Source organism: Corynebacterium curieae (assembly GCF_027570035.1).
Taxonomy (GTDB): Bacteria; Actinomycetota; Actinomycetes; order Mycobacteriales; family Mycobacteriaceae; genus Corynebacterium; species Corynebacterium curieae.
In genome coordinates this window covers 776,726-801,026 of record NZ_JAKMUU010000001.1, presented here as the reverse complement: position 1 = coordinate 801,026, position 24,301 = coordinate 776,726, and the positions used below count along the sequence as shown (strand labels likewise).

Below are 24,301 nucleotides of genomic sequence, written 5' to 3'. Positions count from 1 at the left end.
GGGCTTTATTCATATTGTCACCTGGTCCTCTGTCATATGGGCAGCGAGCAGAAGCACAACACGCCTACACTGGTGCGGCTAGGAACTGTTTTCAACAAGACGTGGGGAGGCGCATATGCGCGGCTACGCGGTCGTAGACATTGAGACCACCGGATTTTCCTATAAGCACGGGCACCGCATCGTTGAAATTGGCGTCGTGGAGCTATCGCCGGAAGGAGCAGTGCAGGATTCCTGGGAAACGCTCATTAACCCGCAACGCCATATCGCGGCCACGGAAATTCATGGCATTTCCGCCTCTGATGTTCTAGGCGCGCCCACCTTTGCGCAAGTAGCGGACAAGCTGGCTTATTCTCTCGAAGACCGCATATTCGTTGCTCATAATGCGGGATTCGATCGGACCTTTATTCAGTCCGAGCTGCTGGCTTGTCGTGCCTGTTCTGAAGAGGCGTTGCCGGCGATTGATACGGCCGTATTGGCACGCAGGTATCTTGGTCTTCCCAAGGTGAAGCTGGGGGATTGCTGTGCACATCTGGGAATTCATAATGAGTTGGCGCACTCCGCATTGGCGGATGCGATGGCTACGGCGCAACTATTCCAGCATTTCCTGGCCAATACCCCGGCCGCCCAAGAAAGCTATATGAGTGAGCGCTTGGCTGAGCAACAGCTGTATCGCAGCCTGGCACCCCAGCCGGGGTGGGCGGAGCCGGCACTTCTTAGCCGCGCAGCTGCGGAATCCGCCAAACAAGCGGCACAGGACGACGGCTGGTTCGCCGGGCTCGTCGCACAACGTGAGGCGCCATCGAATAAGGTTGCGGAAGACTATTTCAAGCTTCTCGACGCCGCCTTGCTCGACCGCCGCCTTTCCGCGACCGAGCAAACCCAATTGCTGGCCTTTGCTCATGCACATGGGCTCGATGAACATGGCCTGCGCGAGCTGCATGAAGCCTATATCACGCTGCTGATTGAAGAAGCCTGGGCTGATGGTGTTGTCACGGCTGAGGAACGCGCCATCCTGGCTTCGGCCGGCCGCGCTTTGGGGATCCCGGCTGCTGATATCGAGGCTGCCTTAGACCCCGACACCGCTCCACAGGCAGAAGGTCGGCATGGTGCCCCTAGTGAAGAGACGCCGCAAGGTTCTGAAGAGGACGGCAGTAGTGGCGGACTCGCCAGCATGGGCGGCATTGTGGTGAGCGCTGGCGAGCGAGTGACCATTACCGGCGCCAAGGCCTACTCGACTGCGGAATGGGAAGAGTATTTTGCCGCGCACGGCGTGGAAATTGGTGGCCTAGCCAAAAAGACCAAGGTGCTCATCGCCGGTGACCCGGACTCACAATCGGGCAAAGCCAAGAAGGCGAAACAGTATGGCATTCCCATCGTTGCGGAAGACGTCGCCCGTGAGGTTATTCGCTTTGCTGATTAGCCCTAGCATCGACTTAGTCGAATGAGAGGAGCTGGCGCAATTCAGTGAAGGCCTGTTTTTGCACTCGGTGAGTAACTGTTCGGCCGCACTGTTGCTTGATTAAAAGACCGGATTCCCTCAACTTGCCGAGGTGATGAGATACCGTCGGTTGGCTAAGGCCGGAAAGCGCGGTCAACTCCGTAACACTCATTGGGCCGCAGCCCTCGTCGCACAATATGGATAGCAGGCGCAGGCGGGCTGGGTCAGCAAGTACTTTAAATTGCTGGGAAAAGCGGAGGGAGTCGCCCTGGCTGAGCGGGCCACTGCTCAGGGAACAGCACGGTGCGTCCGGGGCGTTGTCGGCATTGCTAGGGGAGGAGTTCATGCACACAGTATAAGGAGTCTGCCTCCCACTCCGTTATATTGACGAGTGTCAATATGGGTGATTAAAGTACTGCTCGAAAGTTGAATTCCTCGGCGTACAAGGAGAGCCATGGCCGTTACGCAACGCCCAAAGTTGTCATTTCTCGATAGATTCCTTCCCGTTTGGATCATCATGGCCATGGCTGTGGGGCTATTGATAGGCCACTTCCTGCCAGGCATTGGAGAAGCACTGTCTGCTCTAGAGGTTGGCGGTATTTCTCTTCCAATCGCGCTGGGCCTGCTAGTTATGATGTATCCGCCCCTGGCTAAAGTCCGCTATGAAAAGACCCGAGATATTGCTGCCGATGGCCGGTTGATGGTGGTATCGATTGTGTTGAACTGGCTGGTGGGGCCTGCAGTGATGTTCACCCTGGCGTGGATATTTCTTGCCGATCAGCCAGAGCTGCGAACCGGCCTGATTATCGTTGGGCTAGCCCGTTGTATCGCAATGGTCCTAGTCTGGTCCGATCTCTCCTGCGCCGATCGGGAGGCCACCGCCGTTCTTGTCGCCATAAACTCTGTATTCCAGGTAGCCATGTTCGGTGTGCTGGGATGGTTCTATTTGCAGATTTTGCCAGGGTGGTTGGGGCTAGATACCACCTCTGCTGATTTCTCTTTCTGGTCTATCGTCACCGCGGTTCTCGTATTTTTGGGAGTCCCCCTGCTGCTTGGTGTGCTCTCACGGGTCTGGGGTGAGAAAGTCAAAGGCCGCGAATGGTTTGAAAACCGCTTCCTTCTGGTAGTTTCTCCCTTGGCGATGATCGGCTTGCTCTATACCATTGTGTTGCTGTTCTCCCTGCAGGGAGAACAGTTGGTAGCGCAGCCCATGGTGGTGATCAAGGTTGCGATTCCGTTGGTCATTTACTTTGTTGGAATGTTTTTCCTAGCTTTGGGTGTGGCAAAGGTTGTGGGAATGAACTACGCGCAATCCGCTTCCGTTGCGTTTACCGCAGCTGGTAATAATTTCGAACTAGCCATCGCGGTTTCCATTGGCACTTTTGGTGCTGCGTCAGCACAGGCTCTCGCCGGTACCATTGGGCCACTAATTGAAATTCCAGTGCTCGTAGGACTTGTGTACGTGATGCTCTGGATAGGTCCGAAAATTTTCCCAGGAGACAAAAGCTTGCCAAGTTAACGCCGGCCCACTTGATAGAGACACCGGACCCCAGTCGGCGTGATGGTGATGGTCCATTTTGCGGGCGCGGTGCGCAGTCCCATGCGGCTGAGCTTCACCAGGTCCGCCTTGGCCAAAGCATCGAGGTGCTCGCAAAGAGGGTCGAGGTCTACCTTCATGAACTTCGAGAGGGCAGTGGAATTAATCGTGTTTCCCTGCACCGCGCCGGTGGCGATGAGGGCGGTGAGGATGTTGGAGTGGGCGTCGGCAAGCTGCAGGCGAGCCTTTGTAACCCCGTCGAGCGGATCCTTTTCCAGGATTTTGGTAATCCTGCGCCGGCCGATGCGGAAGGATTGGGAGAACATCCCCCACAGCCCTAAAGGCAAGCCGAATGCCCACCACGCACCGGATAGGACACCGGCAACGGGCGGGGCAAGCTCCACCTCCGGAACAAGCCCGGCCGCGCTTAGCGGGGCCATGACCAGCGGCGCAGCGATTGGAATAAACGGCGCGATATAGGCAATCGTGGGGTAATCGCCATCGCGGAATTCCTCCTGCGCGGCATTGATACCGCGCGGGTAGTTGCGGATAAGGTGCACCAATCCCAGCACTGCAAAGACGGCGAAGACACCGGCGCCGACCAACATATAGTCCACACCCGTCTTGGCGAATCCAACGGCAAAGCCGGCCGGCACCCCGAAGTAAAGCGCCGAGCGCACCGGGACTTCATTGCGCTGCCTGTACTGCGCGAGTTCGCGCGCGGGGATTCGTGCTAGTTCTGCCACGCTGCCAACATAACACCGCCTGCCAGCCTGGCCGCGTTTCTGTGACACAATGGGGGATAGCGCGTACGAGACGCCAAAACTTCATACCCACAAACTTTTATAGCGCACAGAAAACCTCGCGCGGCGGCGGTACGGTCTTTGGCCGTGCCTGCGCCCGAGGCCGCGCCAAATACGGACGATGTACAGGAGTAAGCCCGAACATGGTGGCACAGAACTCTCAAGAAACAACTGAAAACCTCCAGGCTGCGGCGTCTTTGGCCCAGAACCTAGACCGCGGCCAGCTCAAGGACAAGACCCGCGTCTATGCCCTAGCCAAGCAGCTGGGGCTTTCCTCGCGCGAGCTGGTGGCACAGCTTAAAGACATGGGTCTGAAAAAGAGCGCGCAGAGCTCCCTTTCCCGCGAGGAAGCAGGCCAGGTGCTGGACGCTGTAGCGAACGCCGCCGCGGTTGCCGACGCCCCCTCGGGCGACGCCCCCGAAACCTCCTCCGAAGCTTCCACTCAAGCACCGGCTGAAGAGGCCAAGGGCGAGGCCGCCGCACACTCGGAAGAGAACGCGGACGAGGAACAGGAAAAGAAGTCGGCGAAAAAGCGTGCCAAGCGCGCTCGCAAGGCCACCCGTAAGACCGCCGCCGTAGCGCCTAAAGAGCCCGCAGATGCCGCCGAGTCAGGGGAAGGGGAGCAGTCCGCGGAAGACGAAGAACACCTGCGCCACCGCGTGCGCAAGAACGTGGACAATGAGATCTCCCAGATCGAAGACAAGGTAGAGGCATCCCTCGCCCAGGCCGCAGCCGAAACTGGCGCAGCCGCCGAGGACACCGAACGCTCTGAAGCGGAAGTATCCGAAGCGGCAGAAGCCACAGGTGAGGCGGACGAAGCACCGGCTAGCGCGCTTGATACCGGAACGGTTGATGCAGCGAAGTTGCACGAGGTGTTGGCTGAAGCCGGTGAAGATTTCGAGGATGACTACTACGCACCGCACATCGTTCCGCGCGCCGAATCCGAGGAAGACTCTGGGCACTATGACTTTGCGCCTATCTTCATGGCCCCGCAGCAGGACGAGGCAGCGGCATTCGCACCGGCAGTAGACGCAGCGGAGGAGGACTTCTCCGCCGACGACTCCGCAGGCGATGACAATGAGGACGCGGCGGATTCCGCCGAAGATAGCCGCGAGCACTCCGGCTCCGGCTCCGACCGCGGTTCCGGAAAGTCTGAGGGCCGCCGCCGTGGGCGCCGCGGCGCATCCCGCGGACGCGGCGCGGGTTCGAAGCGTGAAGGGCAAGCAGACGAGCCCGAGCACATTGAAGAGCCGAAGGCGATCCGTGGCTCCACGCGAATTGAAGCCCAGAAGCGCCGCCGTGCGGAATTGCGCGAGAAGGGCCGTACCCGCCAGCACATTGTCTCGCAGGCGGAGTTCCTTGCCCGCCGCGAAGCCGTGGAGCGCACCATGGTGGTGCGCGATAAAGAGCGCGAGGATGGCGCTGGCATCATCACCCAGGTGGGCGTGTTAGAAGATGACCTCCTGGTCGAGCACTTTGTGACCACCGAGTCCCAGGCCTCGCTCATTGGCAATATCTACTTGGGCCGCGTCCAAAACGTGCTGCCGTCCATGGAGGCAGCCTTCGTGGATATCGGACAGGGTCGAAACGGCGTGCTCTATGCCGGTGAAATCGACTGGCGCAAGACCAAGCTGCACGGGCGCGCCCGCAAGGTAGAAAACGCCCTGAAATCCGGCGACCAGGTGCTGGTGCAGGTGGCCAAGGATCCCATCGGTCACAAGGGCGCGCGGCTTACCACCCAGATTTCCCTTGCCGGTCGTTACCTGGTTTACGTACCGGGCGGGCGCAGCGCCGGTATTTCCCGCAAGCTGCCCGCTCCAGAGCGCAAGCGCCTGAAGAATATCCTCGGCCGGGTAGTGCCGGGTGATGGCGGCGCAATTATCCGCACCGCCGCCGAAAACGTCCCAGAAGAGGCAATCGCTACCGACGTCAACCGCCTGCACAGCCGGTGGGAGGACATCGTGGCACACGCTAAGAAGGAAAAATCCTCCAAGGGTGCCAAGCCGGTGACCATGTATGAAGAACCAAACATGCTCATCAAGGTGGTGCGCGATCTCTTCAACGAGGACTTCACCGGGCTCATCGTCGATGGCAAGCGTTCCTTCAATACCGTCCGCGCCTATGTAGATTCCATGGCGCCGGATCTGGCAGATCGCGTGGTGCGCTACCGTGCCAAGGACCACGGCGGGCAGGATGCCTTCGAGGCCTACCGCATTGATGAGCAGCTGCATAAGGCGCTCTCGCGCAAGGTATGGCTGCCCTCGGGCGGCACGCTGGTTATTGACCGCACCGAGGCCATGACCGTCATTGATGTCAATACCGGAAAGTTCACCGGTTCCGGCGGCAACCTAGAGGAAACCGTTACCCGCAATAACCTCGAGGCTGCCGAAGAAATCGTGCGCCAGATGCGTCTGCGCGATCTCGGCGGCATGATCGTCGTGGACTTTATTGATATGGTCCTGCCAGAAAACCAGGATCTGGTGCTGCGCCGCCTGAAGGAAGCCTTGGGCCGCGATCGCACCCGTCACCAAGTCTCTGAGGTTACCTCGCTGGGCTTGGTGCAGATGACCCGTAAGCGCCTGGGCACCGGGCTGGTAGAGACCTTCTCCACCGAGTGCGAGTGCTGCAACGGCCGTGGCATCATCATTCACCAGTATCCGGTGGACGAGGCCGAGGACGATCAGCGCTCCAAGCATTCTGGCCGCAAGTCGAAGCAACACAAGAAGCCACACCACGATCCCCAGCAGCACCCGGCCGCGGTGGCGATGCATAAGCATGAGCTTGACGACGCCCCAGGTTCCTCCAAGCCCAAGCGCTTCAAGAAGACCGAGGCACCGGTCTATGGCACTGAGCGCGAAGACTCTGCTCGGGAATCTACACAGACCGCAAAGACCTCGCTGGAAGATCTCGTAGCCAACGTTGTCGTGGATGAGCGTGGCACGGACGAATCGGACTTCGGCGCGCAGGTACAGAAGCGAGACGAGGATCGCGGCAAGGAGCGCGGAAGCGGCCGAGGCCGCCGCCGCGCACATAAGAAGAGCCAGGCTGAAGTATCCGATATCGAAGCCATCGCGTATGCTGCGGCGGATAATGCCGCTGAAAACGACGAGGTCCAAGAATTCAATTCTTACGTCCCCGACGCGGATACGGACGCAGATTCGGGAGCCGTTGCTAAGGCTCACCCTGGTGCTGGGGCGGGCTCCAGGCGTGGCAAGAAGCCTCGCCGAGCCACGCGCCGTTCCAAGTCCTCTCGTGCCGCCGAAGGCGCGGAGCGCAAGCTACCGGAGCAGAGCGAGCAGAAGGCTGCGGAGAAAACCTACGAGGAGGCAGTAGCCGAGTTTGAATCCTCGCCGCGCCGCAAGCGCCGCACGCGTGGCAATTCGCGCTCCGATAAGCGCCCGCAGCCGCAGGACTTCGCGGTCTCCGGCGAGAAGGATACCAACGCGGACGCTGTGTCTGGTGCTGCTGGCGACGCGGACTCGGCCGAAGCGCCAAAGGCGGAAAAGGAGCGCAAGGGCCGCGGCCGCGGGCGCGGCCGTCGTCGTTCGGTGCGTACCCAGCCAGGCAAGCGCCGTGCTACCTCCCGCGTGCCACACGAGGTGAAGGCGAAGACTGAGGAACATGAGCGCGAGCAGGTGGGTGGTTCCGCTGAGCAGCGCCATGAAAAGGCCGCTGGCACCGCGCGTGCAGGCCGCACGGGCGGCAATGGGCGAGGCCGTGGGCGTCGCCGTGCCGTGCGACAGTCCGCGCCTAAGAAAGCGGTAGCGGATAACCCGAAGGCGGCAAGGCGCGCAGAAGACCGCTCGCCGGAACGCGCAGCAAGTGGCACACCGGCAGCTTCTGGTGACGTCAAGGTGCTGCGCCGTGGAAAGAAGAGGGCGGTGCGCAAAACGGGGGCGTCGGCAAGTGCGAGGGCCCCAAAGGCACAGGATGACGTTGCTAAAAAGCGGTCAACGGTGAGCGGTGCTAACCACGACAATGCGAAGGCTAAGTCCGGGCGCGGCCGGCGCCGCGTAGCACGGCGAAGCAAGTCTTAGGGCTACGCCACGCGGGCACGAAAAGCGTGGTTTGTATTTTGTGCCCGCTACGGGGTAGTCTTTGACAGTCGCTGTTTAGTACTCACGACGCTGGATCAGTCCGACACTCACCAAGTGAGCTGTGCGGGCATGTTCGCGCGGGAACTAAACGCAATGTGTAAGTGTCCATTCGGAACGCGGCCTCCCCGGTTGCTTCCGAGCGAGTTTAGATAAGGGGTAACCCTCTATGTACGCGATCGTCAAGACCGGCGGCAAGCAGTACAAGGTTGCTGAAGGTGACCTCGTCAAGGTCGAGAAGATCGAGGGTGAGCCAGGCTCTGCCGTAGCTCTCACCCCGGTTCTGCTCGTCGATGGCGCCGATGTTAAGTCCAAGGCATCCGACTTGGAGAAGGTTTCTGTCTCCGCAGAAATCGTTGAGCAGGGTAAGGGCCCGAAGGTCGATATCCTGAAGTACAAGAACAAGACTGGTTACAAGAAGCGTCAGGGCCACCGTCAGCCTGTGACCACCTTGAAGATCACCGGTATCAAGTAAGCCTTAACCGGCTGTAATTATCCCTAAAGGAGGGAAAACCACATGGCACACAAGAAGGGTGCTTCCAGCTCCAGCAACGGTCGCGATTCCGAGTCCAAGCGTCTCGGCGTCAAGCGCTTCGGTGGTCAGCAGGTTAATGCCGGCGAGATCATCGTGCGTCAGCGCGGTACCAAGTTCCACCCAGGTGAGAACGTAGGCCGCGGCGGCGACGATACCCTGTTCGCGCTTGCAGCTGGCTCCGTTGAGTTCGGTATCAAGCGTGGCCGTCGTATGGTCAACATCGTTCCGGCTGAAGAGGTTGCTGCAGAAGCGACTGCTTAAGCAATTCAACGTCGATCCCGAGTTTTACCGGCTTCCAGCTTGGTAGAACTCGGGATTTTCTTTTCCGTAGTTCCGTGGCTTTAGAACGGAGCTACGCTACCAAAAAGGAACCCTGCAATCCTTGGGGTTGGTTGCACTTTACATGGTTGCTCTTCCGCTTAACTAGGTTTCGGTAGTCGGCGGTGGCAACGCCGCCACGAATACATCCCCACTGCTTCAAGCTTCTTTATTTCAGCTGGTAAAGAGTGTTTAAGAAGCCAACCTTGGGAAAGAATTAATCCCTTAGCGAAAAATAAATATTTCTTCACTCAGTAATGATATGCGGCTGGAAACGAGCCTCTATCCCGAGTAACATACTTTTGGAATAACGCCGACCTCGTGTGCTTTTACGACACCTAGTCTTCTAAACCAGCCAGTTCGGCGGATATGTAACCGGAAGGATTACGTAACGATGGCTCATTTTGCCACCCAGCCGCTTTTCTCACGCCGCCCTATTCTGACCCGCTTACTTGCTTTCGTGATGAGCATGATAGTTGCAGTGGCTGTTTTAGTCCTGCCTCAGACAGCTCCTAGGGCAGAAGCTGCGGACCCTACTAGCTCTGATGGAGTGGGGTTTGGTGATTGTGATTTCCGCAAAGGAAAAGGCGAAATTGAGCCTTGGGCGAGCCAAATTTGCTGGCTGGATCTCAGCGATATGGTTTCTCCTGTTAATGTTGTCAATAGCAATTCCACTGCAGCTCCAGTTCATAAACGGAAGGTAGTGGGCGACTACACCATCGAATTCGATTACGAAATCGTATCTAAAAATTCGCAAACCACTTTTTCGGCTTTGCCCAATCCTTCCTGGAACCAATCAATCTTTGGCAAGCCGGGTTTCTTTGACAAGCAAGAGGGCAATTCCACCAAGGATGTTCTTCAGATGAACGGGTCGGGCTCTCCGTTTGTTCGCTTGAAGATGCGCAATATCGTCGTAAAGCGTACAGGTGTTAACGCACCGTTAAGCAACTATCGCTTTGCAGTGGCTGACGCGGAGTCTACTGGTGCTGGCGGAATCGGTGAAATGATTAGCGTGGACGGTGGCACAGTAACTCCTCCAACAGAGTTGCGGGCAGGCAACGAGAAGAAGGCTTGTGAACAACAGTTCGGTGCAGGAAACGAGCCTAAGAATTCGGCTTGGGCCCCCCTTTCGGATGGCAGTAAACGTGGGTTTGTTTGCCACTCGACCGAAACAGATGCGCACTCTTCTTGGGTAGTGGGTGTAGATAAACCCCAAAACATGGAAATTAGCATGGCTTCGCTCGCTTCTGGCAAGCAAGCAATAGCTATCGGAGTTGCGATGAGTCGTGTCAACTTCGGCAGTGCTGACAGCATGGCAAAGGTTGAGTCATCCTTTGAAAAGGAAGCGACCAATCAGTCCCGTACCGCGAGCTACACTCCGTTCTTGCGCGATGGACAAGCTACAACCGATCTCCCCAACCCTGCGAATGGATATACCACCGTCATGCGTAAGCTAGGCACAGATGGTACCGCGCAGGATCAACTAGGCTTTCGTTCTCAAACTTCGCCTAAAGAAAAGGCCTTTGATCGGTATAACCCAGTATGGCAGTGCACCCTGACACCGACCTCCGGTAGCGCGGAAAATATAAACATTAAGGAAGGCAGTGTTCCTAGTGGTTATGAGCTTAAGAAAGATACAGCTACAGGTACTTCAACGTTGCTATTGCCTTCGTCTGAGCGTAGGCAACCCAAGTGCTCGGTTACTTGGGAGGCAAAATATAAACCGGCTTCTTTAACACTCCGCAAGGACGTGAAGGGCTCAGCAGCTAACTTTAGCGAGATTCAGCTGCAAAAATTTACTCTGCACTATAAATGCACTGCGCCTAGTAGTGATTTTTCCGCGGCTTACCCCGACGTCAAGCTGGAAGACGATGTGCGACTGGAGCGCGGTACCGAAACGACAATCAATACTTTGCCCAAGGGGTCTACCTGTACCGTCACCGAAAATTTTGCAGATGGTGGAAAGCCCGGAGAGGGCATTGATTTCAAACTCGATTGGAATGCTGGTCAAGCTACTGGCGACGTTAACACCCCAGTAACGGTAAAACTGGATTCAACTGGCTCTAATACTGATGGCCGAGCAACTGGGTCCGCAGCCGCGCAAAATAACTATGACTATAAGAAAGCCACGCTGAAACTGAGTAAGCGCATTCTGGGAGATCCTGTAAAGGATGGAAAGATAGGAGGAACCTACCGATTTGGTATTCGTTGCCAAGGCACAAATATGGGACAGCGCGAGGTAACACTCGATTTAACAGAGGCCGCTCCGTCTAACTCGGTTGATATCCCAGATCTTCCGGTCGGGCGTGATTGCACGGTTACCCCATTAACTGACCTAAGCGAACAGCAACGAGAGACTATGAAATTTGCTGGTCGAATAGGAAGTCTCGATGGTCAGCGTATTAAGCCCGATGAGAGCGGGGACTATCACTTTACGTTGCCTGCAAAGGGTGCAACGAGAGAGTTGCATTTTGATACCAGCTACGATTATTTGACTGCGCCTTTTGTAATCCGTAAGGAAATCTCTGGCCTTGCTGCGGGCAATGAGGACGTAAGGGCACTGGACTACCAGGTAAATTATCGTTGCATTGCTGATGGGAAGAACATCAGCGAAGGAAAAGTGACCCTCTCTCACGACGGAGACGAGAAATCCGTAGGGGATGTGCGGGTGAACGCCGATTGCATGGTTTGGGAAGATGAGCCAAGTGACACGGCAACGGCTCTCTTTAAAGGTGCCAAGATACGCTCGTCTGATGGTGGCGATCAGAGCACTGAACTGAGCAATGCCGAAGCGAAGAACAAAAAAGTAACGACCATTCACAAGGTGTCCGGGCAGGATCGCAATTTAGTTACTGTTACTAATATTTTCGATCCGAAGCTAGGCACAGTTTCTCTGAATAAAGTCGTGGAATCCGAAGTTAACGGCACAATTCCCGATTCCTATACATTCACTTATAGGTGCGGTACGCGTAATATTTCCGGTGCAGATGGGAAGGCTCGTTCAGTAGCGCTTACAGGAAAAGTCGTGGTTCCAGCAAACGGAACTGCCCAGCTCGTCTCGGACGACTCCGCCGATGCTAATCTGCTCAACGACCAGGGTGGGAAACTAGGCGTCCCGTACGGAAACGACTGTACGTTTACCGAAGAAACTCCAAACGTCGCTGGCGGCATGATCTTTAATACCGATGCAGATAACGTAAAGACTACGGTGAACGCCGCAGAAAACACCGCGACCGTGACCAACCGGTTTACCCCCGCAGGTAAAGGCCTAACTGTGTCGCTACGTGCAACTGGACAAGAGTCATTGTTCCCAGAATCCTTGGCATACTCGCTTACATGCGACAACGGATTTTCCACCAAGTTTGATTTGAAACCCGGAGATAGGCTTGAGATTCCAGCTGCTGACGTTCCAGAAGGTACAAATTGCCGCTTGGAAGAAACCGGGGATTCCGATAGCAGAACGTCTAGGGGTGGCGAAGAATATCCGATTAAAAGCGATGCGGAATATCTCTACGCTGCCGATGAGGACGCCGGTAGCAACATAGGAAACGGCAAAGAATTCACCATTGGTGAGCAGTCGACCATGGATGTGCACCATGATTATGGTTTTGTCCAAGCGAACATCAATGATTCTAAAAGGGTGGAATTCGATGACCCGAATTCCCTGATCTCGGAGCAGCGTCGTGAGATCAAATCTAACCGTGTATTTCCCGTCGAGCTGGTCTGTACTAACCCCGATGGCACCGCGGGAGTACATGTTTCTACGACCGTACAGCAAGGAAAAGAAACTGCTCCGATTTCGGTTAACGTCGGATCGAAATGCGAAATCACTGAAGGCGAAACGACCACCGCTCGAGGAATTACGCTTCAGAAAGCTATCAGTGTAAACGGTAGCGATGTAAACGACGGTGTAGCGGACTTTAGCGTCAACAGCACGGATGATGTAGATATCGTTCTGACGAACACCTATAAGCGCCGTACCACCGACATTGAACTGACTAAGAGAGCTGTTTTGCCAAGTGACAGCATTCGTGATCAGTACAAAAATGCGGGTAAAGATTTGCAGGACGCTTTATATGATCACAAGTTCGACTTAGTATGCCGAGATCCAGAAACCGGCGATGAAGCTGTCTTGCAACAACAAAGCGGTGCGATTAAGGGAGAAGGTAAAGCACTCTTCGAAGGAGTTCCAGTCGGTGCCGATTGCCAAATCACCGGCGACCACTTTGGTTCACTCAATTTGAAGATGAATGATGGTACCGATGATCTCAATGCCTATTTGCGCCCTGCATATGTAGATTGGGTCGTCGATAGGGCAGGCGGTAATGCCTACCCCGACCAGGAACTAAAGGACGACCAGACAACCTCGCCTTCATTCTTCACGGTGGATGAAGCAGGTGACAATAGGGTGCGCCTAGATAACCACTACGAATATGAAACCTCGAAGGTTAAAATCAGCAAGGATCTTGTTGGCCGCGAAGGCAATCTAAAGGAAGTTCCTGATGATTACGCCTTTAACTTCACCATGCAGTGCAAGGCGATTGGCTACCAAACGAACAATATTGGTGAAGATTCATTTATCCCAGAGAAGTTGAGGCCCAACTCGAAATACATCCTGCCTTCTGCGCTAAAGAAATCCGAGTTTAAGGACTCGGGTAGTGATGGTGACGACCAAGTTCTTTCATTTGCTTCCGACGAAGCAGTGGTGCCGGCCGGCTCTTTCTGCCGGTTCGTGGAACAGGATTCGACTAATACACCTTCTGCCTTGCGAATAGCACCCGATGAACGGGCAGTTAGCGGCTATTCTCCCGAACCTAATGCTGAAGGAGCAAAAGACCTACATTTTGTTAATCGAGTAGAACGCCGAACCGCGCCCGTAAGGTTAGTGGTTAATAACTTTGGTTACCTAGCGGGGACAAATCCGCAAGGCTACACAGCAGATGTAGTCTGCAAGGATCCCGCCAATAGCATTGTGAATCGGTCGTTTCCACTTTCAGCGGTAGGCAGCGAAGAGATTGCCAAGACTGATCTAGCACCGCGTGGCGGTCAGACAGTTGCTCTACCTGTGGGATCCGAGTGTGAACTAAAGTTGGGTGGACCAGCTTTGGAACCACGTGGACAACTAGAAGTCACGGCAGGGGCCCGTACTCCGCTGACCCAGTATGCGACTTGGTTGAACAATAGCCGCCAAGGCGGCAGTGGCTCATTAGCTGATATCTCCCGCAACGAGGTAACAAAGGACAACAAGAAAGATTCTTACACCTTTACTACACCGGCAGATCTACCTTCCACTGAAGAAGATCTGGTCATTGGTACTGATATCTACCACCCGCGGGCACACTACGACGCTACTTTCACTAAGGAAGCCGTAGGCCAAGTGGGCAAGGACGCTACCTTCCATTTCCGACAAGTCTGTAGTGATCCAACGGACGCAGCCTCTCCACAAAACAATGAGTTTTCGCTGCGTTCTGGTCAAAGTCACACCATCAGCAATATTCCAGTCGATGGAAACTGCACCGTCTTTGAAACCGATGATGGGGTTGAAAACAGTGATTCCATATTCCAGATATCTAACTCTGGCGATCTGATCGAGCCTGATGCTCCGCAGTCATCAGGCTCTGCCACCAATGGTGGCGCTAGTGCCTCAGACGCAAAGGCTGAACCCACTCGACCGATTTCGTTTACAGTGCGACCAGTCGACAATGGAACGGACACTAGTCGTTCTGGAGACCGCTGGACGCTGACCGCAGAAAATAAATTTGCGGCTTTTAGTGTTAAGAAGTCCATTGAGGGTACCCCGTTAGGAAAACTAACAGGTGACCTCTTTGATACAACTTTGCTGCCCTCAAAGGCCCAAAACATGAAGATGTCTTATGAGGTCACAAATGATGGTGCGTACGACTTGCGGGATTTCCGCGTGACCGATGCTTCACTTGCAGGACTAACAGTATCTAAGGATGGGAAATCTGCGAAAGTTGGCGCGAACGGTGTAATTCCTACTGAGGTATGCGCTCCGCCTAAATCGCTGAAAGAAGGCAGCACGTTCTCCTGCTCATTCGAAGTTGCGATTCCTGTAGGCGAAAATGAGACCTATCACTATCCGGAAGACGGTGAGCCGAAGGTTGAAGTAACAGCTACGGCAAATGATAATGGCTATCAGTTGAAAGCATCTGCAAGTGATAGCCAAGGAGCGCTTCGACCGTCTGGACTCATTGGTGGGCTGCTGCCAGAAACCGGTATGCAAACCTTAATTTGGGTCCTAGTACTGGGACTGCTGCTATTGGGCTTTGGACTATGGCGCTATCTCCGTCGTTCGGATGAAGACGAGAGCTAGATAACGACAGGCCAGCTGACAGTAGTAATAGGCAACTAGTTGTTAGACTGCGGAGGCTGAGAAAGGGAAGCTGCGGCGGAGTAATTTCGCTGTGGCTTCTCTTTGTTACTAAAGGAAATTGATTACGCGGAAATCTGCAGGTATTTGCTTTCTCCGGAAGCTAGGTGCCAAATTTTTGGTAAGGACGCTGTTACCGGCAGGCTCCTTGTATTAGATATGGAGGTTTCTTAAGAATCAATGTCTCTCGGCTTGTGCAAGCCTTACTCCAGCACTTATAATCTACCCAGAATTTGCCCTATTCATGCCGACCGTCAGAGATACTACCCCGGTTTAGGTATCCACGAGAGGATCCTCTTTTTATGTCCCGTCTTTTGTCCAAAACTTTCGCTATCGCTCTCGCAGCCGGCGTGGCTGTGTCAAGCCCGGCTGCTCTAGCCGCGCCTGGAGATGACACTTCCGGAACTCAAACTCCCGCAGCTTCTGCTCGTCAAACTATTGACGCTAGTAAAACTGGCTCCCTGACTATCGATAAGCGCGCCGGAGATCCAGGAGCTACCGATCATCTTGAAGGAATGAAATTCAAGATCGAAAAGATCAAGTTGGATAATGCGCTTGATACCGCAGCTGGCTGGACAGAAGCGGGAAATATAGTAGCTGAAGGCGCTGCTCAAGCGACAAAGGATGAGTCGTTCACAGAGCAGACACTGGAGACCAACAAGGAAGGTACGGCAAAGTTTTCGAACCTTCCAGTCGGAATGTACCGAGTGACCGAGCTGCCGGTTGAAGGTTCTAAGTACACAGTCGGATCGCCGTTCTTGGTGACTATTCCACTGACTGAAAATGATGGTTCGATTAACTACAATCCGACCGTCTCTCCGAAGAATCAGCTCATTCAGCCTACGAAGACTTCGGACAATAAGAACGCCAACGTAGGCGACACAATTAAGTACACCATTACCGCACCGGTCCCGGCGGGAGACGTTGATCAGAGTGGTGATCGCAGTATTCCAGAGCTCGAGATATCAGATGATCTCAATAAGCATTTGGATTATGCCGATTCCGCTGAAAACGTAAGCGTCTCCGCAGGTAGCCTGGCACTCGATAGTAAAACCGACTACACAGTGACGATCAACGGTAAAAACCTTCGCGTTGCGTTTACCAAAGAAGGGCTTAAAAAGCTGGCGGACGCCCGTGCAGAGACCCCAGACCTTCAAGTGAAGGTTGAATTCAACGCCGGGGTTTTGAGCATTCCTGCAAACGGTCAAATTGAGAATACGGCGACGGAGCACATCAAGGACAATGATATTCCGACGACTCCTGGCGGAGACGTAGAGGGGCCTACCGTAACTCATTACAATGACGTCTCTATTACCAAGAACCTGAATGGTGAAGCTACCGAGGATGATAAAAACGGTTCTGGAGCTCAGTTCCAGATCTTTGAATGCACCGAGCAAGGTAGTAAGTGGAGCGTAGCGGAGGGTGCTGAACCCATTAAGGGAGCAAACTCGGAAGGCACTGCGGCTGCAGATGCGACTATTGAGGCTAAGGGCGATTCCTCTCAAGCTGCAGTGGCTGATGGTTACTTCTTGCAGTTTGATCCAGATAAGAATTATTGTGCGGTAGAGACTAAGGCGCCAGCTGGCTATTTGGTGAATCCGGATCCCCAGCACTTGGAAAAAACTTCAACCAAGCGCAGCGGTACTGAAAGAATCCTCTATACCGCAACTGTCAACGACGTGAAGGACAATATCTGGGGCAAGCTCCCCGCCACCGGTATGCGAACGATGCTCATCATCCTGGGCCTAGGCGCACTCCTATTCATCGGTGGTGCTGCTTATCAGTTGAAGCGTCGTAACGCTTAACTGGGCAATTTGATGGCTCGGCGCCGAACTTGTGCGCGCCAGCAAGAAGCGGTAATCGGGCATGCAGTGGATTAATGCATGCCCGATAGCCGGTTTGGAAAGAAGGTCTTGAAAGTGGGCGAGCAAAAAAGGCAGCTACGGCGCACCGGTTCCGCAATTTTCGCGTTGGGACTGGTGGCTGGGCTGTCAGCGCAATCTTTTCCGGGACCTTCTCCGGCGGCCGGAGGAATTGCGGTGGCTTCCGCTGCCACTACGAAGGGTAGCAGCAGTGACATCCACGTAGATCTAACAGAGTCTGTGGGTAAGGACTGGTTTGCGGAAATCGGTGACAGGACCCTACAGCTATCACGCATTGATGGGGTAGGCCTAAAAGACCTGCCTACGTTAGATGTCCCACAGCTTCTGGAAAATGAGCCCAAGCGATTCGTTCCTGAAGGAAAAATCACCAGCGACGGTGGTAGGGCTACATTTCACGATGTTGATCCGGGGGTTTATCTCATCGATGTTGCTGATGACCCCAGCTCGCAGGACCCACGTGTGTCTTATGCTCCGTTCGTAGTCGCGGTTTCCGGCGATGGTGAGGACCAGCGAGTCGAATTAAAGGCTCAAGTGCTCAACGTAAGTATCACTCCACGCACGTCGTGCCTGGTTCCCGGTGAGCGTTATGCGGTTGCACCTGGCGGACGAGTGAAATATGAGGTTTCCGCTGCAACCCCGAATATCAGCACCGATGGCACTATCGGGCATTATCGTCTGTCCACTGAACTTTCGGATATGCACGATGTGCAAGATGAAAATGGCGAATCGGTGCAGATCCTCGCAGCAGGGGAGATGCTGCAACTGGCAGCCGACACGGAGAATGCTAAGCGTTCTGCTGTGGAATCTGTGCGAATCGTCGGTGCCGGAGAGGCCCAAGAACTTGATACTGATGAATATACCGTGGAGCTTGCAGGAAATAAGCTCATAATTGAGCTTAAAGGCGGGGCATTAAAGGAATTAGCTCAATTGCGCGCGCTAGATCCAAATACCACCGTCAAGGCCACGCTTTCTGTGAGGGCCAAGCAAGATGCCAAAGGCGAATTGCACGCTACGACCACGTTGGCAACGGATGGTATGGATGCTGAGCGTAGCGAAGTAGAGGCGTCGGGAAGCACAAGCATCTCGATCTTTGACTTTGAATCTTGCTTCCCGCCTTCCGAAAGCAGTACGCAAACTACTAAGCCCACTCCACAGCAATCCGATTCTGTAGAGCCCGCTCCATCGACAATAGAATCCTCATCGAGTGATATGCCGGCTGTTTCTCCTTCACAGGAGCCCAGCGAGTCGGAACCGACTACGGAGCAGCCGAGCCAGCCGAGTGAGGGGCCAGGCTTTCCCGTTGCTCCTGATAAAGAGGGGCATACAGGTCCATTATCGCCAGAAGAGGGCGACCCTGAAGCTGCCAAGGACGGCGGCGCCGATTCAGGAATTTTGGGGAGCCTAGCATCCACCGGTGCTTCTGTTATAGGTATAACCGTAGTAGCAGTACTCCTTATCCTCGTAGGCTTGATACTTCTCCTTCGTCGGCGAGGTGAAGAGGAAGACGAATCGCTTACGCAGGCTGAAGCAGATGAGGAATAAAGGTGACGGTTAGCGCGGAAGAAAGGCCAGCTGCAGAGCAGAAAAAACGCAAGAAAAGCAATGCGGTTTCAATCATTGCCTTGATTCTTGGTGCCTTGTTGCTGCTTTACCCCGTCGTATCCACGCTTGCTAATCACAATAAGCTGATGCGACAAACGGAGGCCTATAGCGGCAAAGTGGCTGATCTGAGCGATGATGAAAAAGCACATCAGCTGCAACGCGCACATGAGTATAACGACCGCCTGCTTGCAGAGGGGCCGCACGCCCGTCCACCGGTAAGTACCGATCCGGGGATGGATGACTATATGTCTCAGTTGAATGTAGATGGTCCAACCGGAATGATTGCCCGCATTCGCATTCCGTCCATCGACGTAGACTTGCCGGTCTTCCACACCACTGCGCCTAAGGTGTTATACGGCGGAGCAGGGCATATGTTTGGGTCCACGCTTCCCGTCGGAGGCGATGGCACTAACTCCGTTATTTCAGCGCACACTGGCATGGTCAACGCAGGGATGTTCGACCGCCTTCCCACACTGAAGGAAGGCGACGACATCTATATCGACGTAATGGGGGAGCGGCTTCGATATAAGATGACCAGCCGCGAGGTCGTCAAACCGGATGACTATGATGCTGTCACGTACGAGCCTGGCCACGACAAAATCACGCTAATTACGTGTACGCCGTATGGCCTCAATACGGACAGGTTACTGGTCCATGCAGAGCGCTACCCGCTAGATCCGGGGAACCCAGAGCCTTCTCCAGCGGGATTCGGTTGGTCGTGGTGGATGATTTTGGTAGTCCTCATTATCTTGTTGACGCTATTTCTTATCTGGTGGAAGAATCATCGCCGCCGTAAGAAAAAGAAAGAAAAGGAAGCACAGGAGGCCGAGCGCCAAAAAGAGGCCGAGGAAAAGAGGGCGAACGAAGCGTCCGAATGAGGAACAGCCAAAACTACGCATGGTTTAAAATCCAAGTGAACTGATAGACTTTTGGTCTCAACCAAATTCGAGGAGAGAGCAGTTCATGGCACGTTTTATTGACCGCGTTGTCCTGCACCTGCAAGCAGGCGACGGTGGACACGGCTGTGTGTCTGTCCACCGCGAGAAGTTTAAGCCCTTGGGTGGCCCGGATGGTGGCAATGGTGGGCACGGCGGTGACATCATCCTCGAGGTCTCTGAACAAATCCATACTCTTATGGATTTCCACTACCGCCCGCATATTAAGGCGCAACGCGGCGGCAATGGCGCCGGCGATATGCGCAATGGTGCTCGCGGTGAAGACCTGATTTTGGAGGTCCCGGCGGGCACGGTGGTCCGCACTGAAAAGGGCGAAACCTTGGCGGACCTTACCGTTCCGGGAACGCGGTTTGTGGCCGCAGAAGGCGGCTTTGGCGGTTTGGGCAATGCCGCATTGGCCTCAAAAAACCGCAAGGCGCCGGGTTTTGCTCTACAAGGTGAGCCGGGCCAGGCACATGATCTGATCCTCGAACTGAAATCCATGGCGGATGTAGGGCTGGTGGGCTTTCCATCGGCAGGTAAGTCCTCGCTCATCTCGGTGTTGTCGGCCGCAAAGCCAAAGATCGGTGATTATCCCTTTACTACGCTGCAGCCGAACCTTGGCGTGGTGGATATGGGAGATAGTTCCTTTACTATCGCGGACGTGCCGGGGCTTATCCCGGGCGCGGCCGATGGCAAGGGGCTCGGTCTAGACTTTTTGCGTCATATTGAACGCACGGCGGTGCTTGCCCATGTGGTGGATACCGCCACCATTGAGCCCGGCCGTGATCCGGTCTCTGATATTGAGGCGATGGAAAATGAGTTGGCTAAGTACCAGGAGGCTTTGCAGGAAGATACTGGTTTAGGGGATCTGCGTGAGCGCCCGCGCGTCATCATCTTGAATAAGGCAGATGTGCCTGAGGCCGAAGAGCTGGCGGAATTTGTCAAGGATGATCTGGAAGAGAAATTTGGCTGGCCTGTCTTTATTATTTCGGCCGTCGCTCGCAAGGGTCTGGATCCGCTGAAATTCCGGCTCATGGATATGGTGACCGAACACCGCAAGGCTCAGCCGTTGCCAAAAAAGGATAAGAACCACACCGTTATCCATCCCAAGGCCCAGGGCCATAAGAAGCATACCGGCGCGTTTGCTGATTTCACCGTGAAGGTCGATCCTGAGGTCGAGGGTGGCTTCATTGTTGAGGGCAAGAAGATTGATCGCTGGATTACCCAGACTGACTTTGAAAATGATGAGGCAGTGGGCTTCTTGGCGGACCGCTTGGCCAAGGCCGGCGTGGAGGATGAGCTGCGCGAGCAGGGTGCTGTAGAAGGCTGCCCGGTGACTATCGGCGGCATTACCTTTGAGTGGGAGCCGATGACCGGCGGTGATCCGACAATGGCTAGCCGCGGCGAGGATGCTCGCCTTAAGGGAACCGCCCGCGCTTCTGCAGCGGAGCGCAAGCGTGCCTCGCAGGCGCGCCGTGGCCTTATTGATGAGTACGATTATGGCAATGATGAAGAGGTCACCCGCGAGGGCGCTAACCGCGATAGGTGGCAGGGCTAATTTCCAGATCCCCCTATTCTTGGGGTGTGCTAGAGGGTAGGCTTTGTAAACTCGGTTGGCATGTCTTCTGATGAACAGAAAGAATCCATCCTTCCGCTTCCGGTAGAACCTTTTGCCGGTCCTACCGCTGATACCCCTTTCCCGGAACCTCGCGTTGAAAACCCCACTGCTTCGGGGTTTGAGTCGGATCTCCGCCACGAAATCGCTCAGGCTAAGCGCGTCGTGGTAAAGATTGGTTCCTCTTCTCTTACGGATGAGAACTTCCGTGTCTCCCAGGAAAAGATTGATCACATCGTCGATGCCGTCCATGCGCGCATGGGCCGCTCCGATGTCATCATCGTCTCCTCCGGTGCGGTTGCCGCCGGTATGGGCCCACTCGGCCTGCACCAGCGGCCGACCGATTTGGCTACCAAGCAGGCTTCCGCGTCTGTAGGCCAGGTGCATCTGGCCTATGTGTGGGGCCAGTCCTTTGCGCGTTATAAGCGCACCATCGGCCAGGTTTTGTTGACCGCCTCCGATACTGGACACCGCGATCGTGCCCGCAATGCGCAGCGCACCATCGATCGCCTGCGCCAGCTGCGCACCATCCCCATCGTGAACGAGAACGATGCGGTGGCGACGTCGGAAATGCACTTTGGCGATAACGATCGCCTCTCCGCGCTGGTGGCAAACCTAGTGGGCGCGGACGCGCTCTTCCTATTTTCTGACGTGCCTGGTTTGTACGATAAGAACCCTGCCGAGCCGGATGCCAAGTTCATCGATGAGGTGCGCACCGGCAAGGACTTGAAGGGCGTTGTGGCTGGCGATGGCGGCAAGGTCGGCACCGGCGGCATGGCCACCAAGGTTTCCGCGGCCCGCCTGGCTACCCGCGGCGGCATTCCAGTGCTGCTGACCTCCACGGATAACATTGGCCCCGCGCTTGCCGACGCCTCCGTGGGCACCGTCTTCCACACCCGCGAGGAACGCCAGCTGTCCGCCTGGAAGTTCTGGGCGCTCTACTGCGCCGATACCGGCGGAGCCGTCCGCCTCGATGAAGGCGCCAAGGAGGCCGTCACCAAGGGCGGCACCTCGCTGCTCGCCGTTGGCATTACTGATGTGCAGGGCGAGTTCAATAAGGGAGAAATCATCGACATCCTGGGCCCGAATGGTGAGGTCATCGGCCGTGGCGAAGTGCGCTTCGATTCCGAGGAGCTGCACGCCATTAAGGGGAAGAAGATGGAAGAGCTTCCTGAGGAGCAGCGCCGTTCCGTCGTCCACGCGGACTACCTTTCCAACTTCGCCTCCCGCATCTAAACCCGAGTCTGGGATTCCCCGTATGGTTGGGGCATGAAGTATTTCATGGGACCGGAAACCTGGCAGCCGATGGTAGAAGATATCGAAGCTGCCGGGCATCAGCGTGTAAGCAGCATTGAGGATGCCGAGGTCTACATCAACAATGCCCCCCAACCCACGCCGCATCCCCGAGATGCCGGAGAATATCGGTTGGGTGCAGCATTGTTTTACCGGTGTGAATCAGCTAATTGACGCCGGGGTGATCACCCCAGACGGCGTGCCGTGGTGCAATTCCGCCGGTGCTTTTGCCCAGCCGGTGGCCGAGTCCGCACTGGGCTTGGCGCTTTCCCAAGCGCATCATCATAAGGCCTTCGCCCAGGCCGCCTCGTGGTCGGTGGCTCAGCAACTTGATGAATCCCAAGCCTGGCTCTATAACCAGCAAGGGCCGAAGAAGGTGGCGATCTTTGGCGCAGGGGGCATCGGCAAGCAGCTAATTAGGCTCCTGAAGCCGTTCGGCGTGCGCATTACCGCGGTCAATCGCTCCGGCCGTGCGGTGGAAGGCGCCGATGAGGTGGTGCCCATGGATAAAGCCCAGCACGTGTGGGGCGAAGCGGATTTTATCTTCTGCATCCTCCCGGCGACCAAGGACACGGAGGGGCTTATCGATGCCGCCACTTTCCGCGCCATGAAGCCCTCCGCCATCTTTATCAACGTCGGCCGCGGCAGCACCGTGGTTACCGATGACCTTGTGAAAGCCTTGCGCAGCGGCGAAATCGCCGGCGCCGGCTTGGAGGTTATGGATCCGGAGCCGCTGCCCGATGGCCATCCGCTTTATGACCTGCCCAATTGCACCATGACGCCCCACATGGCCGCTTCCGCACACGTAGCTCAGTTTCACTTGGGCGCTATCTTCAACGCCAATGCCGCGGCGTGGGAGAGGGGAGAGGCTATGCCCACCCGCGTGGATGTGGAGGCCGGATACTAATGAAGTACGCGATGTTGCCCACCCCGTGGGAGGAAACCCTGCAGGCCCTCGATGCCGCTGGGCACGAACGCGCCCCACTGGAGAAAGCCGAGGCTCTCATCTTCAACGGTGGCCCGGATGATTTCCCGCAGCCCCTGCCGCCAAGCGTGGGCTTAGTCCAAGTTCCGTTTGCTGGTGTGGACCACCTGCTCGATGTCATGCGGAATACTTCCGCCCGCTGGTCCAATGCCGCCGGGCTATATGACGCCACCGTGGCCGAGTCCACCATTGCGCTCCTGCTCGCCCAATTGCATGCGCACAAGCACGTGGGAACGAGCTGGGATAACCGCGATGAGGTCGAAGCCCATACCAGCTTCCTTTTTGAGGATAAGACGGTGGCGGTGGTGGGTGCCGGGGGCATCGGCAAGCGGCTCATCCGCATGCTAGAAGGCTTCGGCCCACGCATCATTGCGGTCAATCGCTCCGGTAACCCGGTTGAAGGCGCCGATGAAACCTATGCCACCTCCGATATCGAGCGCGTGTGGCCGGCCGCCGATTATTTCGTGGCGCTCGCTCCGCTAACGGAACAGACCCGCCAGCTTTTCGGCGCCGCCGCCTTCCGCTCCATGCCCAACCACGCCGTGGTCATTAACGTTGGGCGCGGCCCGCTAGTGGATACCGATGCGCTGGTCGATGCCCTGCGCGCCGGCCAGATCGCCGGCGCCGGCCTTGACGTCACCGATCCAGAACCGTTGCCTGATGGCCACCCGCTATGGGAGATGCCCAACGTGGTCATTACCCCGCACCTTGCCAATCCGCCGTATTCGGTGCGCCGCCGCATCGGTGCGCATGCAGCAAAGGTCATGGAGCGCTTTGCCGCCGGTGAAGAAATCCCCACGGAAGTAGATATTGAAGCCGGCTACTGATGGAAAGCCCCAGTAACCGCGCTGACGATGGCCAGCTCAACC

General features: G+C 55.8%; 14 protein-coding genes and 1 pseudogene. 13 read left to right on the top strand and 2 right to left on the bottom strand.

Annotation, left to right across the window (positions count from 1 at the left end):
* Positions 1-115 precede the first annotated feature (115 nt).
* Complete coding sequence (locus L8V01_RS03680; protein WP_269945783.1) at positions 116-1,420, top strand: exonuclease domain-containing protein; 1,305 nt, start codon at positions 116-118, stop codon at positions 1,418-1,420.
* A gap of 13 nt (positions 1,421-1,433) precedes the next feature.
* Here L8V01_RS03680 and L8V01_RS03675 read toward each other — a convergent pair whose 3' ends face one another.
* On the bottom strand, positions 1,434-1,784 hold the full coding sequence (locus tag L8V01_RS03675; RefSeq protein ID WP_269945782.1) for an ArsR/SmtB family transcription factor: 351 nt from the start codon (positions 1,782-1,784) through the stop codon (positions 1,434-1,436).
* A gap of 108 nt (positions 1,785-1,892) precedes the next feature.
* On the opposite strand from L8V01_RS03675, the gene arsB reads away from it, so the two are divergent.
* A complete protein-coding gene (gene arsB / locus L8V01_RS03670) occupies positions 1,893-2,957 on the top strand; it encodes an ACR3 family arsenite efflux transporter (protein ID WP_269945781.1) in 1,065 nt (354 codons plus the stop codon).
* On the opposite strand, the gene L8V01_RS03665 is transcribed toward arsB, so the two are convergent.
* Entirely contained in the window at positions 2,954-3,721 is a 768-nt protein-coding gene (locus tag L8V01_RS03665) for a hypothetical protein (RefSeq protein ID WP_269945780.1), read from the bottom strand. The genes arsB and L8V01_RS03665 overlap by 4 nt on opposite strands.
* A gap of 200 nt (positions 3,722-3,921) precedes the next feature.
* Here L8V01_RS03665 and L8V01_RS03660 point away from each other — a divergent pair, with 200 nt between their 5' ends.
* The 11 genes and pseudogenes from L8V01_RS03660 (at position 3,922) to L8V01_RS03610 (ending at position 24,259) form a co-directional block, all read left to right on the top strand.
* On the top strand, positions 3,922-7,815 hold the full coding sequence (locus L8V01_RS03660) for a translation initiation factor IF-2 N-terminal domain-containing protein (RefSeq protein WP_269945779.1): 3,894 nt from the start codon (positions 3,922-3,924) through the stop codon (positions 7,813-7,815).
* Positions 7,816-8,041: 226 nt separating this feature from the next.
* Positions 8,042-8,347: a 50S ribosomal protein L21 gene (rplU, locus tag L8V01_RS03655; protein WP_005324077.1), complete on the top strand. Its 306-nt coding sequence runs from the start codon at positions 8,042-8,044 to the stop codon at positions 8,345-8,347.
* 42 nt (positions 8,348-8,389) lie between these two features.
* Entirely contained in the window at positions 8,390-8,668 is a 279-nt protein-coding gene (gene rpmA / locus L8V01_RS03650) for a 50S ribosomal protein L27 (protein ID WP_005324079.1), read from the top strand.
* A gap of 451 nt (positions 8,669-9,119) precedes the next feature.
* Entirely contained in the window at positions 9,120-15,059 is a 5,940-nt protein-coding gene (locus L8V01_RS03645; protein WP_269945778.1) for a DUF5979 domain-containing protein, read from the top strand.
* 359 nt (positions 15,060-15,418) lie between these two features.
* Positions 15,419-16,921 carry a SpaH/EbpB family LPXTG-anchored major pilin gene (locus L8V01_RS03640; RefSeq protein ID WP_269945777.1) on the top strand — a complete coding sequence of 501 codons (1,503 nt, stop codon included), beginning with the start codon at positions 15,419-15,421 and terminating at the stop codon, positions 16,919-16,921.
* Between the two features lie 234 nt (positions 16,922-17,155).
* Positions 17,156-18,541, top strand: a complete 1,386-nt coding sequence (locus L8V01_RS03635; RefSeq protein ID WP_269945776.1) for a hypothetical protein — start codon at positions 17,156-17,158, stop codon at positions 18,539-18,541.
* A 2-nt stretch (positions 18,542-18,543) separates the two neighbouring features.
* Complete coding sequence (locus L8V01_RS03630; protein WP_269945775.1) at positions 18,544-19,479, top strand: class C sortase; 936 nt, start codon at positions 18,544-18,546, stop codon at positions 19,477-19,479.
* Positions 19,480-19,564: 85 nt separating this feature from the next.
* The gene (obgE, locus tag L8V01_RS03625; RefSeq protein ID WP_269945774.1) at positions 19,565-21,097 is read left to right on the top strand and encodes a GTPase ObgE; all 1,533 of its coding nucleotides are present in this window, start codon (positions 19,565-19,567) and stop codon (positions 21,095-21,097) included.
* 60 nt (positions 21,098-21,157) lie between these two features.
* Positions 21,158-22,390: a glutamate 5-kinase gene (gene proB, locus L8V01_RS03620; RefSeq protein ID WP_269945773.1), complete on the top strand. Its 1,233-nt coding sequence runs from the start codon at positions 21,158-21,160 to the stop codon at positions 22,388-22,390.
* Positions 22,391-22,423: 33 nt separating this feature from the next.
* Positions 22,424-23,354 (top strand): annotated as a pseudogene (locus L8V01_RS03615) (D-isomer specific 2-hydroxyacid dehydrogenase family protein).
* Positions 23,354-24,259, top strand: coding sequence for a D-isomer specific 2-hydroxyacid dehydrogenase family protein (locus tag L8V01_RS03610; protein WP_269945772.1), 906 nt, complete (start codon positions 23,354-23,356; stop codon positions 24,257-24,259). The pseudogene L8V01_RS03615 and the gene L8V01_RS03610 overlap by 1 nt, the downstream one beginning before the upstream one ends.
* Positions 24,260-24,301 lie beyond the last annotated feature (42 nt).

Coding starts and splice junctions, on each gene's coding strand:
- L8V01_RS03680 (WP_269945783.1), top strand. CDS start 116: ATGCGCGGCTACGCGGTCGTAGACATTGAGACCACCGGATTTTCCTAT.
- L8V01_RS03675 (WP_269945782.1), bottom strand. CDS start 1,784: ATGAACTCCTCCCCTAGCAATGCCGACAACGCCCCGGACGCACCGTGC.
- arsB (WP_269945781.1), top strand. CDS start 1,893: ATGGCCGTTACGCAACGCCCAAAGTTGTCATTTCTCGATAGATTCCTT.
- L8V01_RS03660 (WP_269945779.1), top strand. CDS start 3,922: ATGGTGGCACAGAACTCTCAAGAAACAACTGAAAACCTCCAGGCTGCG.
- rplU (WP_005324077.1), top strand. CDS start 8,042: ATGTACGCGATCGTCAAGACCGGCGGCAAGCAGTACAAGGTTGCTGAA.
- rpmA (WP_005324079.1), top strand. CDS start 8,390: ATGGCACACAAGAAGGGTGCTTCCAGCTCCAGCAACGGTCGCGATTCC.
- L8V01_RS03645 (WP_269945778.1), top strand. CDS start 9,120: ATGGCTCATTTTGCCACCCAGCCGCTTTTCTCACGCCGCCCTATTCTG.
- L8V01_RS03640 (WP_269945777.1), top strand. CDS start 15,419: ATGTCCCGTCTTTTGTCCAAAACTTTCGCTATCGCTCTCGCAGCCGGC.
- obgE (WP_269945774.1), top strand. CDS start 19,565: ATGGCACGTTTTATTGACCGCGTTGTCCTGCACCTGCAAGCAGGCGAC.
- proB (WP_269945773.1), top strand. CDS start 21,158: ATGTCTTCTGATGAACAGAAAGAATCCATCCTTCCGCTTCCGGTAGAA.
- L8V01_RS03610 (WP_269945772.1), top strand. CDS start 23,354: ATGAAGTACGCGATGTTGCCCACCCCGTGGGAGGAAACCCTGCAGGCC.